Origin of the sequence: Musicola keenii (assembly GCF_014855505.1) — a bacterium.
In the GTDB taxonomy this organism is placed as follows: domain Bacteria; phylum Pseudomonadota; class Gammaproteobacteria; order Enterobacterales; family Enterobacteriaceae; genus Musicola; species Musicola paradisiaca.
The window spans coordinates 36,705-50,742 of the sequence record NZ_JAAWVW010000013.1; the positions used below are offsets into that span (position 1 = coordinate 36,705).

Annotated in this window: 13 protein-coding genes and 1 pseudogene; 3 read left to right on the plus strand and 11 right to left on the minus strand. The window is 51.4% G+C overall.

Annotated features, from left to right (window positions below):
- The first annotated feature begins 283 nt into the window (after positions 1-283).
- Both HEP82_RS13920 and HEP82_RS13925 read left to right on the plus strand, forming a co-directional pair.
- The gene (locus tag HEP82_RS13920; protein ID WP_269150429.1) at positions 284-1,420 is read left to right on the plus strand and encodes a porin; all 1,137 of its coding nucleotides are present in this window, start codon (positions 284-286) and stop codon (positions 1,418-1,420) included.
- A 207-nt stretch (positions 1,421-1,627) separates the two neighbouring features.
- Positions 1,628-2,818 carry an amino acid aminotransferase gene (locus HEP82_RS13925; protein WP_192458630.1) on the plus strand — a complete coding sequence of 397 codons (1,191 nt, stop codon included), beginning with the start codon at positions 1,628-1,630 and terminating at the stop codon, positions 2,816-2,818.
- Between the two features lie 112 nt (positions 2,819-2,930).
- Here HEP82_RS13925 and HEP82_RS13930 read toward each other — a convergent pair whose 3' ends face one another.
- From HEP82_RS13930 to HEP82_RS13980, 11 genes and pseudogenes are all read right to left on the minus strand, one after another.
- Positions 2,931-3,566: an MBL fold metallo-hydrolase gene (locus HEP82_RS13930; protein WP_192458631.1), complete on the minus strand. Its 636-nt coding sequence runs from the start codon at positions 3,564-3,566 to the stop codon at positions 2,931-2,933.
- 75 nt (positions 3,567-3,641) lie between these two features.
- On the minus strand, positions 3,642-4,190 hold the full coding sequence (locus tag HEP82_RS13935; protein ID WP_192458632.1) for a YcbK family protein: 549 nt from the start codon (positions 4,188-4,190) through the stop codon (positions 3,642-3,644).
- 193 nt (positions 4,191-4,383) lie between these two features.
- Positions 4,384-5,916, minus strand: a pseudogene (ldtD, locus tag HEP82_RS13940) (L,D-transpeptidase); the annotation flags it as partial.
- Positions 5,917-6,539: 623 nt separating this feature from the next.
- Positions 6,540-7,991: a protein adenylyltransferase SelO gene (locus HEP82_RS13945; RefSeq protein ID WP_192458634.1), complete on the minus strand. Its 1,452-nt coding sequence runs from the start codon at positions 7,989-7,991 to the stop codon at positions 6,540-6,542.
- A 178-nt stretch (positions 7,992-8,169) separates the two neighbouring features.
- Positions 8,170-8,916: an EAL domain-containing protein gene (locus HEP82_RS13950; RefSeq protein WP_192458635.1), complete on the minus strand. Its 747-nt coding sequence runs from the start codon at positions 8,914-8,916 to the stop codon at positions 8,170-8,172.
- A 324-nt stretch (positions 8,917-9,240) separates the two neighbouring features.
- Positions 9,241-10,257, minus strand: coding sequence for a lipoate--protein ligase A (locus HEP82_RS13955; RefSeq protein WP_192458636.1), 1,017 nt, complete (start codon positions 10,255-10,257; stop codon positions 9,241-9,243).
- A gap of 39 nt (positions 10,258-10,296) precedes the next feature.
- Positions 10,297-10,764 (minus strand): NlpC/P60 family protein, encoded by a 468-nt coding sequence (locus HEP82_RS13960; protein ID WP_192458637.1) that lies wholly within the window; start codon positions 10,762-10,764, stop codon positions 10,297-10,299.
- Positions 10,765-10,904: 140 nt separating this feature from the next.
- On the minus strand, positions 10,905-11,675 hold the full coding sequence (gene btuD, locus HEP82_RS13965) for a vitamin B12 ABC transporter ATP-binding protein BtuD (protein ID WP_192458638.1): 771 nt from the start codon (positions 11,673-11,675) through the stop codon (positions 10,905-10,907).
- A 2-nt stretch (positions 11,676-11,677) separates the two neighbouring features.
- Positions 11,678-12,229 carry a glutathione peroxidase gene (locus HEP82_RS13970; RefSeq protein ID WP_192458639.1) on the minus strand — a complete coding sequence of 184 codons (552 nt, stop codon included), beginning with the start codon at positions 12,227-12,229 and terminating at the stop codon, positions 11,678-11,680.
- A gap of 47 nt (positions 12,230-12,276) precedes the next feature.
- Complete coding sequence (btuC, locus tag HEP82_RS13975; protein ID WP_192458640.1) at positions 12,277-13,278, minus strand: vitamin B12 ABC transporter permease BtuC; 1,002 nt, start codon at positions 13,276-13,278, stop codon at positions 12,277-12,279.
- Positions 13,279-13,326: 48 nt separating this feature from the next.
- Entirely contained in the window at positions 13,327-13,506 is a 180-nt protein-coding gene (locus HEP82_RS13980; RefSeq protein ID WP_192458641.1) for a hypothetical protein, read from the minus strand.
- 268 nt (positions 13,507-13,774) lie between these two features.
- Here HEP82_RS13980 and HEP82_RS13985 point away from each other — a divergent pair, with 268 nt between their 5' ends.
- Positions 13,775-13,969 (plus strand): hypothetical protein, encoded by a 195-nt coding sequence (locus HEP82_RS13985; RefSeq protein ID WP_192458642.1) that lies wholly within the window; start codon positions 13,775-13,777, stop codon positions 13,967-13,969.
- The last annotated feature ends 69 nt before the right edge of the window (positions 13,970-14,038 follow it).

A 14,038-nucleotide genomic window follows, 5' to 3' on the forward strand; every position in this document is an offset into this window, starting at 1 on the left:
TGATTAAAAATGGATATTAAGCGATTTTTTCCTAAACACGGTATTTGCTTATAGAACTTCATATTTTTCGAATGTGACACACCTCTAAATTAATATTTAGAAACACATAAAAACATAGTGTTTCATATACTCGACAATGGAATCATTTGTGCGATGGATAAACATCAGTATGAATGGAACACTGCCCTTGGACACACAAGACACCGGCGCATAAAAGAAGTTCCGTTAAGAGTTATCTGTTTTAATGCGACCGGGGCAAAACAATACAATGAGGGTATTTATAATGATGAAGCGCAATATTCTTGCAGTGGTTATCCCGGCTCTGCTGGCTGCTGGTGCAGCCAATGCCGCCGAAGTTTACAACAAAGACGGCAACAAGCTGGACCTGAACGGTAAAATCGACGGCCTGCACTATTTCTCTAAAGATTCTAACAACTCTGGCGACCAGACCTATGCCCGTCTGGGTTTCCTGGGTGAAACCAAAATCAACAGCGATTTGACCGGTTATGGCCGTTTTGAATACCAGTTTAACGCAGCGAAAACTGAAGAAAGCACAGGTAATGTTGCCAGCAGCAAAACCCGTTATGCTTATGCCGGTCTGAAATTTGCCAACTTCGGCTCTCTGGATTACGGCCGTAACAAAAACGTGTCTTACGACGGTATCTCTTACACCGACGTACTGCCGGAATGGGGTGGCGATTCTGGTTATACTGACGGTCTGACTGGTCGTAATTCCGGTGTTGCCAACTACCGTAATAAAGACTTCTTTGGTTTGGTTAAAGGCCTGAACTTTGGCTTGAGCTATCAATCAGCACACACTGATTCTACTAACGTTGCAAAACAGACTGGTGCTGGTTGGGCAACTTCTGCTTCCTACACCACTCCGATTGGTGTTAGTGCCATCGCTTCATACGCTGAAGCCAACCGCACTCAGACTCAGGTTGTTGATGGTCGTGGTAAATCTGCCGAAGTATGGGCTACAGGCCTGAAATATGATGCGAACAGCATCTACGTAGCTGCAACCTATGGTGAATACCATAACCTGAGCTATACAAATAAAAGCACCTACAATACTGGCACTACTTATTCCATCAACAGCAGCGGCGTTATAGTGCCATCTGCTGCTACTCAGAAAGCAGCATTAGACAAAACCAAAGTGTTTGAAGCTGTTGCCCAGTATGCATTTGATTTCGGTCTGAAACCATCAATCGGTTACGTATCGGCTAAAGCAGATAACGACACTTCTGCAACGAAGACTAGTGATTACATCAGCAAATACGTTAGCTTGGGTTTGACTTATTCATTTAACAAAAACTTCTCGACGTATACCGAGTATGATATCAACCTGCTGAGCGCAAACAACGCTTACGGTTTGTCAACTAACGATCGCGTTGCTGTTGGTGTGGTTTACCAGTTCTAATCCAGTTTCACTTACGTGATGCTGTGCAAAGACAGGGCTTGCCCTGTCTTTGCTTTTTTCATTATTTGCGTCCGCTTTTAACCTGTTCTCCCTTCATATTTTATTCCTCAATTATTTCCACATCTTTTGATGCAAACGGTTGGCAAAGCCAGATACTGGCGCTACCCTGCTAATTCTGCTTACTCTCAGTCAGGGAATTACCTCGCAATGTTTGAAAAAATTTCTGCCGCGCCCGCTGACCCGATCCTCGGATTAGCCGATCTTTTCCGTGCCGATGACCGCCCTCATAAAATCAATCTCGGGATTGGCGTTTATAAAGATGAAACCGGAAAAACACCGGTGCTGACCAGTGTAAAAAAAGCCGAGCAACTGCTGCTGGAAACCGAAACGACAAAAAATTACCTGGGTATTGACGGCTTGCCTGAATTTGCTCGCTGTACTCAGGAGCTGCTGTTCGGCAAACAAAGTGACATCATCGCCAATAAACGCGCCCGTACCGCCCAAACACCAGGAGGCACTGGGGGGCTGAGAGTCGCGGCAGATTTTATCGCCAAACAAACCAGCGCCAAACGCATCTGGGTGAGCAACCCCAGTTGGCCGAACCACAAAAATGTGTTTTCCGCTGTCGGGCTGGAAGTCTGCGATTACGCTTATTACGACGCAGAGAATCATACGCTGGATTTCGATAGTCTGATTTCTTCTCTCAGCGCAGCGCAAGCAGGTGATGTGGTACTGTTCCATGGTTGTTGCCATAACCCCACCGGTATCGATCCGACGCGGGAACAGTGGTCACAACTGGCAGCGCTGTCGCTGGAGAAAGGCTGGTTGCCGTTATTTGATTTCGCCTATCAGGGGTTTGCCAAAGGCTTGGATGAAGATGCAGAAGGCCTGCGTATCTTTGCCGCCAGCCATAAGGAACTTATCGTCGCCAGCTCCTATTCGAAAAATTTTGGTTTGTACAACGAACGTGTCGGCGCCTGTACGGTGGTTGCGGCAGATACCGCTACCGTCGATACCGCATTTAGCCAGGTTAAAGCCGTTATTCGCGCCAACTACTCTAACCCGCCTTCACACGGCGCTGCTGTCGTCGCCACCATTCTGTCGAACGACGCTCTGCGTGGCCTTTGGGAACAAGAGCTGACCGCGATGCGCGAACGTATTCATCGCATGCGTCAGCTATTCGTCAATACTCTGCAAGAAAAAGGCGCACAGCAGGATTTTTCCTTTATCACTCACCAGAACGGTATGTTCTCGTTCAGTGGTCTGAATAAAGATCAGGTGATCCGTCTGCGCAACGAGTTTGGCATTTACGCCGTTAATTCCGGCAGAATTAATGTAGCCGGAATGACACCGGGAAATATGGCTCCTCTATGCGAAGCCATCGTTGCCGTGCTGTAAGGCAGTAGACCGCCTCCTGAACTGGGGAGTTAAAACCGATAGCAAAAAGCCAGCGAGCATTCGCTGGCTTTTTCTTTTCCACAACCGGACATATCACCGTCGTTGATAACTATCACATATCCCGGACAAACGGGTTTGTCCGCCTTTCCTCACCGAATGTCGAGGTCGGTCCATGACCGGGGATAAACGTAATATCATCGCCTAATGGAAACAACCGGGATCGTATCGAATTAATCAGCGCGTCATGGTTGCCACCGGGAAAATCACTTCTTCCCACACCACCGCGGAAAAGAACATCACCGACCTGGGCCAACCTCGCCTGTTCATCAACAAATACTACGTGCCCCGGCGTATGCCCTGGGCAGTGCAGCACCGTCATGACACATTCGCCGACGCTGATGCGATCACCATCCTGCAGCCAGCGGGCCGGAACCAGAGGAGAACAATCCTGTAGACCAAACATTCGACTCTGCGCCGGCAGCCCATTTAGCCAAAAAGCATCAGCCTCCTGCGGGCCAATGACCGGAACCTGATAATGCTCAGCCAGCGTCACCGCCGCACCGACATGATCCAGATGGCCATGCGTCAATAAAATCTGCTTGACGGTAACGCCTGCCTGTTCAACACCGCGAATAATCTTTTCCGCTTCCCCGCCTGGATCGACGATCGCCGCCTGAAGGGTCTTTTCACACCATAACAAAGTACAATTCTGGCTAAACGCCGTAACGGGAATAATTTGGTATTTCATACAGCTTTGTTTACCTCAGCGAATAACGATGCCAGCCCCTGTACATCGCCCTGCTCTCCTACACCACTATTTTTATTACCAGGTACGCGCCGGGCCGGTATCAATATGAACAAAATTGCTTTGTGGATAATACCCCACACCGCCAGCGCCCAGTTTCAACGCGGCCTTACGAATATTAGCCAACTGCACGCCTTCAATATGGAAATCCATGGCTTTCCCCTGCGTATGGTAGCTTTGCTTTGCCACGCCTTTACTGCTGGCTCGCAGGTCTTCATTAGTATTGTGAGAGCGATAACCAGAGATAAGCTGCACCGGCCGCTGGGTTCCCAACATCACCTGCAACCGATACAACTGCTCGAATAACTTGGGGTCGATCGTTTTTATCTTATTGGCACGATAATCCCGGAAGAAATGGTTCAGTCTGGTAAGCTCATCCTTGTTATAACGGCGTCCGTCAAAAAACTCGGCCTTAAGATGCTCCCCGGTATTGAGATTATTTAAGGTAAGAATACGGGGACGGGAAGTGGACAGAGAAGCCAGCGACTGGTCAGGCAATAGTGCAATCCCTAACGCTGCGCCGCCAAGCGCCAACCATTTGCGTCGATGATTATCAATATGTTCCATAAAAGAGCATTACCCTGGGCCAGAAAATAAAAGAAACATAATAATGAAGCGGCGCATTAATGCACCGCAACGAACCTTAACGTCCCCGATAACACCCGTCAACCCGCTTTATTTTCACAATAAAACACTGGGAGCGGCATCACCGCTCCCATCAATCAAACGCTCACTCAGGAACCACTCGAATTCCCGGTACTTACTGCAACAGCAACCCGGCTCGGGATAGGGCTGAAACACCAGATTTGACGGTATCGTCATAATTGTAAATATCTGTGCGAAACTGGGGTTTGCCATCATCTGCCACCCATGCGGTCAGATAATAAAAATTGACCGGTATCCGCTGACGAATGGAAACATACGTCGTATTGCCCTGTTCCAGCGTTGAAGAGATGCGCGCATTATTCCATCCTGCATCCTGCAGCAATAACGCGGCCAGTTCTGATGCTTTGTTGACACGAACACAACCAGAGCTCAATGCCCGGATGTCTTTCTGAAACAGATTATGATTCGGTGTATCGTGCAAATAGATGGCATCGGTATTCGGCATATTGAACTTATAACGCCCCAACGAGTTATTTTCCCCAGGGGCCTGGCGCAGCCGGTAAGGAAAATTGCTCGCGCTCACCATCGGCCAGTCAATCATCGCGGGGTCGATCTGCTGTGCATTCTCGCTCCAGCCGGACAACAGCACATAACCGTGTTTTTGCAAATAGGCGGGATCCTGAATCACCTTGGGAATAATATCCTGCCGCGTCAATGTCGTCGGGACGTTCCACGGCGGATTCATCACCACATTGCTGAGAGAACTGCTCATCAACGGCGTTTTACGTTTGGGCTGCCCAACGATGACCCGGGACGAGAGAATAACCGCTCCATTCAGGTAATAACTCAATGAATAGTTAGGAATATTCACCATAATACCGGTACTCACATTATCCGGCACCAGACGCAGACGCTGGATATTCAGCGCCAGCAGGGTCGCGCGGGTTTGTGATGAAACATTCAACCAGTCGCGTGTGCGCTTGCCAATCGACCCATCATCCTGCAACCCTTGCAGACGTTGAAACCGTTTAACGGCTTCAACCAATTCCCCGTCATACCGCAATGCCTCTGGCCCAGAAGGCTGAGTCTCATTGAACAGCGGCATGGAAACATTGCCCTGATTCAGCGCGCCTGTCCGCAACAGGATATCTCGTAATACCGGCAATGCCGGGCTCTCATCACCGGGACGTAACGTCTCGCCGAGCACTAAACGAGGCCACGGACGGTTATCCGTCAGCATGTCCTTTAACGCCTGATGCATCTTGGCATATTGCGAATGCCGAGGCGCCAGCGACGCAACAAATGCCGCGCTACTGCCCTCATGGATGGCCTGCTGCCACTGGGCAACCATACTGGATGGCGGCGCAGCCAGCGTATAAGGCACATTGCCGTACAGCCAATTACTACCGTTCTTCTCCACCCCGGCGACAAATTGCATATAACCAAGCAATGCATCAGACAACACGGCGTCCCGCCCAATCCCCGTCAGTTTGGGATCAGTCAACCAAGTGACCCAGGTGGTAAATTGAGGCTGAACGCCGGACAACGCCACTTCAGCCAACTGCTGCTGAAACGCTTTGACCGCACGACTATCGCTCCACAATGGCAACATATGCCGTTGTGTATAGAGTGCATTCAGAGCGGATAGATAATGGAGAGAAACTCCGGCAGGCAACGCTGCAGTCAGTGAATGGCCGTTGGCCCCAGAACTATCCGTCGGTGCCGAAGCTACGCCGATTGTAGCGGTTTTTGCCGCCTGGACAGAAAACGAAGGAAATAGACTGCTCAGCCAGAGTGCGCTGGTCATCCCCCAAAGCAGCCCGGGCACTTTTCGTTTAGTCAATAACATCCATTTACCCTCTGTACATCACACCACATATTCTCTCATCCGGCATAAAGCCTGGTGAAAACAAAATAAACGGCATAAAGCATAAAATAGGTCTGAAAATAACATGTCGGAACATACTGGAAAGACCAAAAAATAATCAGCAACCGCTCTCATTTTCTATCAGAACAATAACAATTCAATTGAAGAATATGTCTATTGCTAACTGCCAATATATAAACATAAAAATAAACTTTCCCAAGCTATTTTCAATCTGCTGAAACGAATTACTCCACTGCCAGACAAGCCATGAAGAGTACATATAACCTGAATAATTCGAGTTGTAGGAAAGCGTTTTAATCAACTTACTCCGACAAGTGATTCGGGTGATCGGCAAATCGATTTGAATGCTGTTGGAGCGTACTGCCGCCCCAACAGCATTCATCACTCTCGCTCACAGATCCACTCTATCCACAATGGCGCGATTAACTGGAACAAGAAATCACCAGATGCTTTCCCCAGTCAGGCGACGGTACCGCCAGATCGGATGCATCAGGCTGTTCGTCATAAGGATGCATCAGGGCCTGATGCAATCGCTGTAGTGGTGCGACATCATCCCGCTCGGCGTGCTCAATAACCTGCTGCGCCAAATAATTACGTAGCGTAAATCGAGGGTTCGCCTGCCTCATCACACGCTGGCGCCTATCATCATCGCAACCATCCGCAACCAGACGTCGCCGGTAAGCACTGAACCATGCATCAAATGCCGGCCTGTCGATAAAAACATCCTGTAAAGGCGTCAGCGCACTCTGTTGCTCGGTCTCAGATAACAACCGGAAAACAGAGGAGTAATCCGCTGATTCCTTATGCATCAGTTGCAACAGTTCGACCAACAGCGCGTTATCCTGGCTGTCTGCGGTCATAAAACCGAGTTTGGCGCGCATCAATTCGCCAAAGCGCTGCATAAGCGCAGGTTCATAGCCCGCCAGTCCTTGCTGCAACTGCGCCACCGGTATCAATTCCGACAACGACTGCGCCAGACGCTGCAAATTCCATAATGCAACCGCAGGTTGATTATCAAACGCATAGCGTCCCTGATGATCTGAATGGTTGCACACATATCCCGGTTGATAGTCATCCATAAACCCGAAGGGACCATAATCCAGCGTAATCCCCAAAATCGACATGTTATCGGTATTCATCACACCATGTGCAAACCCCACCGCCTGCCACTGCGCGATCAACTGCGCCGTCCTCACGACCACATCGCCGAACCATACAGCATATTTATCCACGTCCGTTTGAAGATGCGGCCAGTGGTGAGCAATAACGTAATCTGCCAGCTGGCGTACACGCTCCGGCTCACGACGATAGTAGAAATGTTCAAAATGACCGAACCGAACATGACTTTCCGCCACACGCAACAGCATGGCGCCGCGCTCCTCCTGTTCCCGCTGCACGGGATGGTCGCTGGTGACAATCGTCAATGCCCGCGTGGTGGGTATCCCAAGATGGTGTAACGCCTCCGAGGCTAAGAACTCCCGGACTACCGAGCGTAATACCGCACGCCCATCCCCCATCCGGGAGTACGGCGTAAGCCCCGCGCCTTTAAGGTGCCAGTCATAGGTGTAGCCATCTTCCCGCCGTTGTTGCCCAAGTAAAATGCCACGCCCGTCGCCCAACTGCCCGGCCCACACGCCAAACTGATGACCGCTGTAGACCTGAGCCAGCGGCGCCATTCCGGGTAAGCTGATTTCTCCTGCCCAGATACGCTGGTTGTCACCGTCAAACCAGTGTTGACCGAGCGACAGATCGCGCGCCAGAGGCGCGCTGTGATAGAGAAGCCTCGCGCCCTGCAACGGTGTGGGTTGTAATTCGGTATAGAAACCGGGCAGTTGCCGGTGATAATGATTATCAAACTGCAGATGACGAGACATGCGATCCCCCTTGCCATGTAAACACAGTGTAAAACCGTATTCAGGGAATTAACACGGAATAACCGCAGGGCCTTTACGCCGCAGGGCAATAAATCCTCACATCTCGCTAATATTTATACGTTAACGATGCAAAAAGGCGCGTCTGAAACGCGCCTTTTATCTCGAGGAAGACCTCTACTCAACAAGGAACGCCTTGCTTATGACGGGATATCGACAGCGGTAAATCCAGCGTCTCTTGAGAAAATGCCGGCCACAGGTTGCCCTGAACGGCATTGACTTCAATCTCAAAGGCTTTCTCAAGAAATGATTTATCATCAATGCCTTTTGCCACCACTTTCAAATCAGGACAATGGCGTCTCATCACACGCAGCATCGGATTGATAATAGAAACTGAAGTCGGTCGAGCTAATAACTTCCCAACGAATCTGACATCCATTTTTACACCATGAATAATGCCGTCATAAAAAGGTTTCAGATTCATTTTCCCAGAACCAAAATTATCCAACCAGAGCGGGAAATCATGTCCGAGCTTATAAAGGTACGAGAAATCCCCTCCTCGTGAAATATCGGAGACGGTTTCATTCATTTCGAGATGTAAAAAAGGAAGCGATTGAAAATCCTCATTCAATGCATCGTCTTCAACGAAAATCTCGGCCAGCGAATAATCAATCTTAAGCTGTGCGTTAATTTTGTTATCGATAAACCAGGAAGACTTGCTCTTCAATATCGTGAGTTGTTCTTTCAGCAAAGTCTTTCTCTGCCGTTGACTTAACGTCCCGGACAAAAACTCCTGTGGCATTGATAACTTATTGGATTCATTATGAAACCTATTCACTATTTCCACCGCTATCAGCCGGGCGTCCAGGCCATAGACCGGAAGAAAACTGTAGTGATTAACATAATCAACGTCAAACTGGATATGCATAGTGTTATAGCCAGGGTTAGAAGGTAAAAACCTGATAATACGGGCTGTCTGAGCAATCAGACCTGACGCTATTCGCTGCAACAACTCCAACAACACCCATAAAGATTACTAACGATAACTTCATCCTGAGAAAACGGATAGTCATAACAACCCCCTCCGTTCTCTGAATACACAGTCGAAATTTTTATTAATAATCTCAATCCCTTTTAACGCGAATACCCAATATTACGTTACAAAGTCCACAGCTAAGTTATAGTTGAACTTTTTAGCAAAACAATCTGTTTTTCATTTTTCAGACAAAACATCAATATGCTGAACCATCTATTAACGAATGCTTTCCGCTAACCAGACACTCAATGCATCAAAATCCTTACAGTGTGCCGGAAATATATTCCCGAGTTCCTTCCCCAATGCCAAAACAGCATCTGGACGATACGCCAACCCCACCATTTTCTCTGCTAATGTTTCCAGCGGCGTTAAATTCAGGCTATCGGTAAAAAGCTGACAGCGGCTGATCACCCCTTTTTCAACATCAAAATGCAGTTCAATGCCACCCCAGTCGAAACGGGTATCCAACACATGGGAGAAATTCGGCGCTTGGCCAAAATTCCATGTCCAACTGCTTTGCCGGGCGAACTGCTCGCGAAATCCTGGCAAATCCGGCAATGCCTCCGGCGATACATACTCTGCGTCACAGCGCGCCTGATAGTGTTCGAAAAACGCTGCGACAATGGCGTTACACACCGCCTCGTGCGAAACGCCGGGTAACAATTCCGTTAAATTGGCGACACGGGAACGCACGGAGGTAATCCCCTTGGCCTGCAACTTTTTAACGTCCGGGTTCAGATAGTTGGCAAGTCGTGACAAGTCGGTATCCAACAACAACGTGCCATGATGAAACCCACGATCTTTACTTTCACGATAGGCGGAACCGGAAATCTTGCGTGCGCCGTCGGCGGTATTCACCAACAGATCATTACGCCCAGAGGCTTGCGCATTCACGCCCAACATCGCTAACGCCCGCAGAATAATGCCTGTCGATATACTTTTGTCGTAACCCGGTTTGCCTGCCATAAAGGTAAAACAGGTGTTGCCCAAATCGTGAAATACCGCACCGCCGCCGCTGCTGCGCCGTGCCAGCCGAACGTTATCCTGCTCCATGCGCCCGGTATTGCACTCTTTCCACGGATTCTGCGCCCGGCCGATTACCACGGTATCGGCGTTTCGCCACAAAAACAGCACCCGCTGGGTCGCAGACATTTGACGGAAAATACAGTCTTCCACCGCCAGATTAAACCAGGGGTCAACAGACGAAGAGAGCAGCAAACGCAGTGACGACATAACCGACTCCATACCAAAAACGACAAAATGATCGGCGTGTTAAATACGGCGGGCCTGCCAGTAAGCCCGTCTCCAATACACATTATTCAGGGATGATCGCGTAACGCCACGGCTGGTCGATGCATGGATAAATTCATCATGGCTGTCATAGATGCCGACATGCAACCCGCTGCTGCCACTGCCGGTTCGGAAAAACACCAAATCCCCCGGCAACAGTTCATCGCGATCAATCCGGGTACCGACTTCAGTCTGCTCTTCCGTCGAACGGGGCAGCATTAATCCAAAACGATCCCGGAAGGTCAGATAAACAAAGCCCGAACAATCAATGCCGGCCCGATCCAGTCCGCCATAGCGATAAGGCGTCCCACGCCATGTGGACAACTGAGCATTCAGTTGCGAACGCACTTCGCCCGAATCGCCCAAGCGGGCATTCTGCTGCGGCCCATGGCCGCTACACCCCGCCAACATCAGGCTTATCAACAATAACCATACCTTCCAGCGCATCATGCCATCACCCTCTATGCGTCAGCAGGCTATTCACTCTCTGGAATGACCCGTCGAACCGTTCCGTCGCTTATCCTATCAACATATTTCAGCGCTAATCGCCAGAAAACAGGGGCATTTCACCGCTGTTGACGGGTTGATTTTCAATCACCAACCGCCATCATCCAATAACGGCCATCCAACACGTACTGTTGGAAACCCACTTCAAACACCGGAGCCAGCCGCTCCGGTTGCATAACGTCCTGAGCCGTTCCTTGCGCCGCCAATGCCCCTTTCGACATCAACCAAACCCGATCAGCATGGTGAAGCGTGTGGTTCAGATCGTGGCTCGACGCCACCACGGTAATGCCCGCCAAGCACAGGCCCGCCAACAGCGTATCCAGCGCCACCCGTTGGGCGATATCCAACCCGGTCGTCGGTTCGTCCAACAACAGCAACCGCGCCTGAGGATTGAGCGATGGCCAGACCTGCAACAGCAATGCCGCTAGCCGTACTCGTTGCCACTCGCCACCTGATAACTGGGTCAGCGGCCGGTGCAACTTATCCGTCAGCGACAGGCTGCGGGCGATATGGCTGACCGCATCGTCGACAGCCGTCTCATCCGCCGCCATCGGCTGATGTTGTTGCAAATACTGAAACGCCGGCATGCGGGCCAACACCGGATACTGTTGCGGCAGATAAGCGCGCATTTCGGCCAACACACCCGCCGACAACGCCGGAAGCGATTGCCCTTGTAACAGGACATCCCCGTGCGGCATCAGTAACCCGGCCATCACCGCCAGCAAGGTGCTTTTGCCGGAACCGTTCGGGCCGATGATATGCAACAATTCACCGCGATAGCACCGGGCATCCAGGGGATGCAGCCGTTGCGGCACCCCCGTCCCCCGCAATTCAAGCAGGACGTCGTCAGGCATAATTATTGTGCCAGCGCCTGCTCAATCGCTGTTACCAACACACCGTCGTCCGGCGTCATGTCCGGCGAAAAACGTGCGATCACCTTGCCGCGTCGACTGATAAGGAATTTCTCGAAATTCCACAGAATATCTTCCCGGTGCGCCGGCGCCTGCCCGCGGCTCACACGGCGTTCATAAAACTCGCTGCCGGCAGGACGAACCGCTTCCGGCTGCGCCGCGATCAGCGCCTGATACAGCGGATGGCGGCCGACGCCATTGACGTCAATCTTGCCGAACAGGGGAAACTGCACCCCGAAAGTGCCCCGACAGAACGCCAGGATTTCCTCATTGCTGCCCGGTTCCTGACCGGCAAACTGGTTGGAGGGGAAACCCAGCACCGCAAAGCCGCGATCGCGATAGGTTTCATACAGATTTTCCAGCGCTTCATACTGTTGAGTCAGTCCGCACTGGGAAGCCACATTGACGATCAGCATGACATTGTTCTGCCAGCTATCCAGCGTCGTCGCACGGCCATCGATGGTTTGCAGGGGAATTGCGTACAAATCGTTGCTCATTGTCCGTTCCTGTATGGTGAAAAGCCACTCTTCGGCGGCCGAAAAAATTACGCCCGGCGGCGCAGCAACAACCAGATAAACCAGGGTGCGCCGAGCGTGGCGGTCACGACGCCGACCGGCAACTCTGCCGCCGCCAACATCGTTCGCGCCACCGTGTCGGCCAGCATCAACACCGCGGCGCCGGCCAGACCACATCCGGTTAATAGATAGCGCTGATCCGTCAGCCCGCACAAGCGCAAAATATGCGGGATGACCAGACCGACAAACCCGATAACACCCGCCAGCGCAACGCTGAGTCCTACCATGTACCCCATCAGCAGCACCAGCAAATTACGCCAGTAAAACACCGGGACGCCCAACTGCCGGGCGGCAATCTCGCCCAACGCCAGTTGATTGAGGATCTCTCCCCGGCGCGCCAGCCAAAACAACGGCGGCAGCAGCGCCAACATCACGCCCGACTGACGCCAGTCGACGCCGCTGAAACCGCCCATCATCCAGTACATCAATTGGCGCAGGTCAATGCTGGTGCTGAAATAAATACCCCAGGTCATTAGCGCACTGCAGATAATGCCGAATGCCACGCCGGTCAACAGTAATCTGGCATTCGATACCCGGGTTCTGGCGATTCGCAGTAACACAAGCGTAATCAGCATGGCGCCGGCGATAGCACAGAGACTCAATCCCCAGACCGACACCGCGCCTTGACCGACCAGTACCGCCAGCACCATAGCGACACCCGCGCCGCTGGAGATCCCCAACAATCCCGGCTCGGCCAGCGGGTTATCAAACAATGCCTGCATCACCGCGCCCCCCATCGCCAGGCTGGCGCCCACCAGCATAACGGCGACGGTACGCGGCAGGCGCAACTGCCATAAAAACAGCGACGCATCCGATTCCAGCCACCGTGTCGGCCATATCCAACGATCGCCCGCGCACAGGCTGACCAAAAAAACCAACAACGCAATCAGCGCCAGCCCGAACACACGCTGACGATCGCGTCGACGCTGCCGCTGCTTCAATTGGGAATAACTTACGCCGACTGGCTGCATTGAACGATTACCATCAGAAAGTTTGCAAACAAAAAGGATGAAACCTGATCAGGCGTAAACGATGCCTGCGGATAACCGCTCGTCTCTCGCTACGCGGCATGGTTTGATCATCGTCATATCATGAGGAATATCAAGATCATGTAAAAAATATTCCCGCCTGGCATCATCCACATCCGTGGCTCGCGTTGCCAGCAGGGCCAGTCCAGGAGAACAGCCGGTTGCAGGCATTTCTCCCTCTTTTGTGCCTCGCCGAGCACATCACGCCTAACCGCACGGCGCTTTGTCAGGCGCAGCACATAAAAAGTTCGTCACCGTCAATAATTGACATCTGTCTATTTATTAACCATAACTATCTGCAGACGCCGTCGCCTGCGCACCGCTATCCCATATTGGGCGTCGGGCGGACGTTCCGCTCTCGTCGAGACATAACCGGAAAACACGGCGGAGATCCGCACAGCCGCTACCAGAACAAAGGCACGCATCAAGGAGTATCGTCATGCTGGCATCACTCATCCGGGCATTGTTGACACGTCGCGCATTCCCTCGCACGGACAGCACGGAAAACCTTACCTGTACCGAATGTGAATACTGTCTTTACAGTCACGCCGCCAACCTGCCGTTCGACCAGACGGATGAGTGCCTGCATACCCTGCAACGCTCAACGCCGGAAGCGAAAAGCCATGCCTCATGACGCTTGCCCCATAAATCTTGCCTCATGAATTTACCGCCGTAGCCAGGGGGACGGCGGTAGTCTAGACGG

Excerpts from the sequence above, each read along its gene's own strand:
- HEP82_RS13920 (WP_269150429.1), top strand. The coding sequence starts at position 284 with ATGATGAAGCGCAATATTCTTGCAGTGGTTATCCCGGCTCTGCTGGCT.
- HEP82_RS13925 (WP_192458630.1), top strand. The coding sequence starts at position 1,628 with ATGTTTGAAAAAATTTCTGCCGCGCCCGCTGACCCGATCCTCGGATTA.
- HEP82_RS13930 (WP_192458631.1), bottom strand. The coding sequence starts at position 3,566 with ATGAAATACCAAATTATTCCCGTTACGGCGTTTAGCCAGAATTGTACT.
- HEP82_RS13935 (WP_192458632.1), bottom strand. The coding sequence starts at position 4,190 with ATGGAACATATTGATAATCATCGACGCAAATGGTTGGCGCTTGGCGGC.
- HEP82_RS13945 (WP_192458634.1), bottom strand. The coding sequence starts at position 7,991 with ATGTCTCGTCATCTGCAGTTTGATAATCATTATCACCGGCAACTGCCC.
- HEP82_RS13950 (WP_192458635.1), bottom strand. The coding sequence starts at position 8,916 with ATGCATATCCAGTTTGACGTTGATTATGTTAATCACTACAGTTTTCTT.
- HEP82_RS13955 (WP_192458636.1), bottom strand. The coding sequence starts at position 10,257 with ATGTCGTCACTGCGTTTGCTGCTCTCTTCGTCTGTTGACCCCTGGTTT.
- HEP82_RS13960 (WP_192458637.1), bottom strand. The coding sequence starts at position 10,764 with ATGATGCGCTGGAAGGTATGGTTATTGTTGATAAGCCTGATGTTGGCG.
- btuD (WP_192458638.1), bottom strand. The coding sequence starts at position 11,675 with ATGCCTGACGACGTCCTGCTTGAATTGCGGGGGACGGGGGTGCCGCAA.
- HEP82_RS13970 (WP_192458639.1), bottom strand. The coding sequence starts at position 12,229 with ATGAGCAACGATTTGTACGCAATTCCCCTGCAAACCATCGATGGCCGT.
- btuC (WP_192458640.1), bottom strand. The coding sequence starts at position 13,278 with ATGCAGCCAGTCGGCGTAAGTTATTCCCAATTGAAGCAGCGGCAGCGT.
- HEP82_RS13980 (WP_192458641.1), bottom strand. The coding sequence starts at position 13,506 with ATGCCTGCAACCGGCTGTTCTCCTGGACTGGCCCTGCTGGCAACGCGA.
- HEP82_RS13985 (WP_192458642.1), top strand. The coding sequence starts at position 13,775 with ATGCTGGCATCACTCATCCGGGCATTGTTGACACGTCGCGCATTCCCT.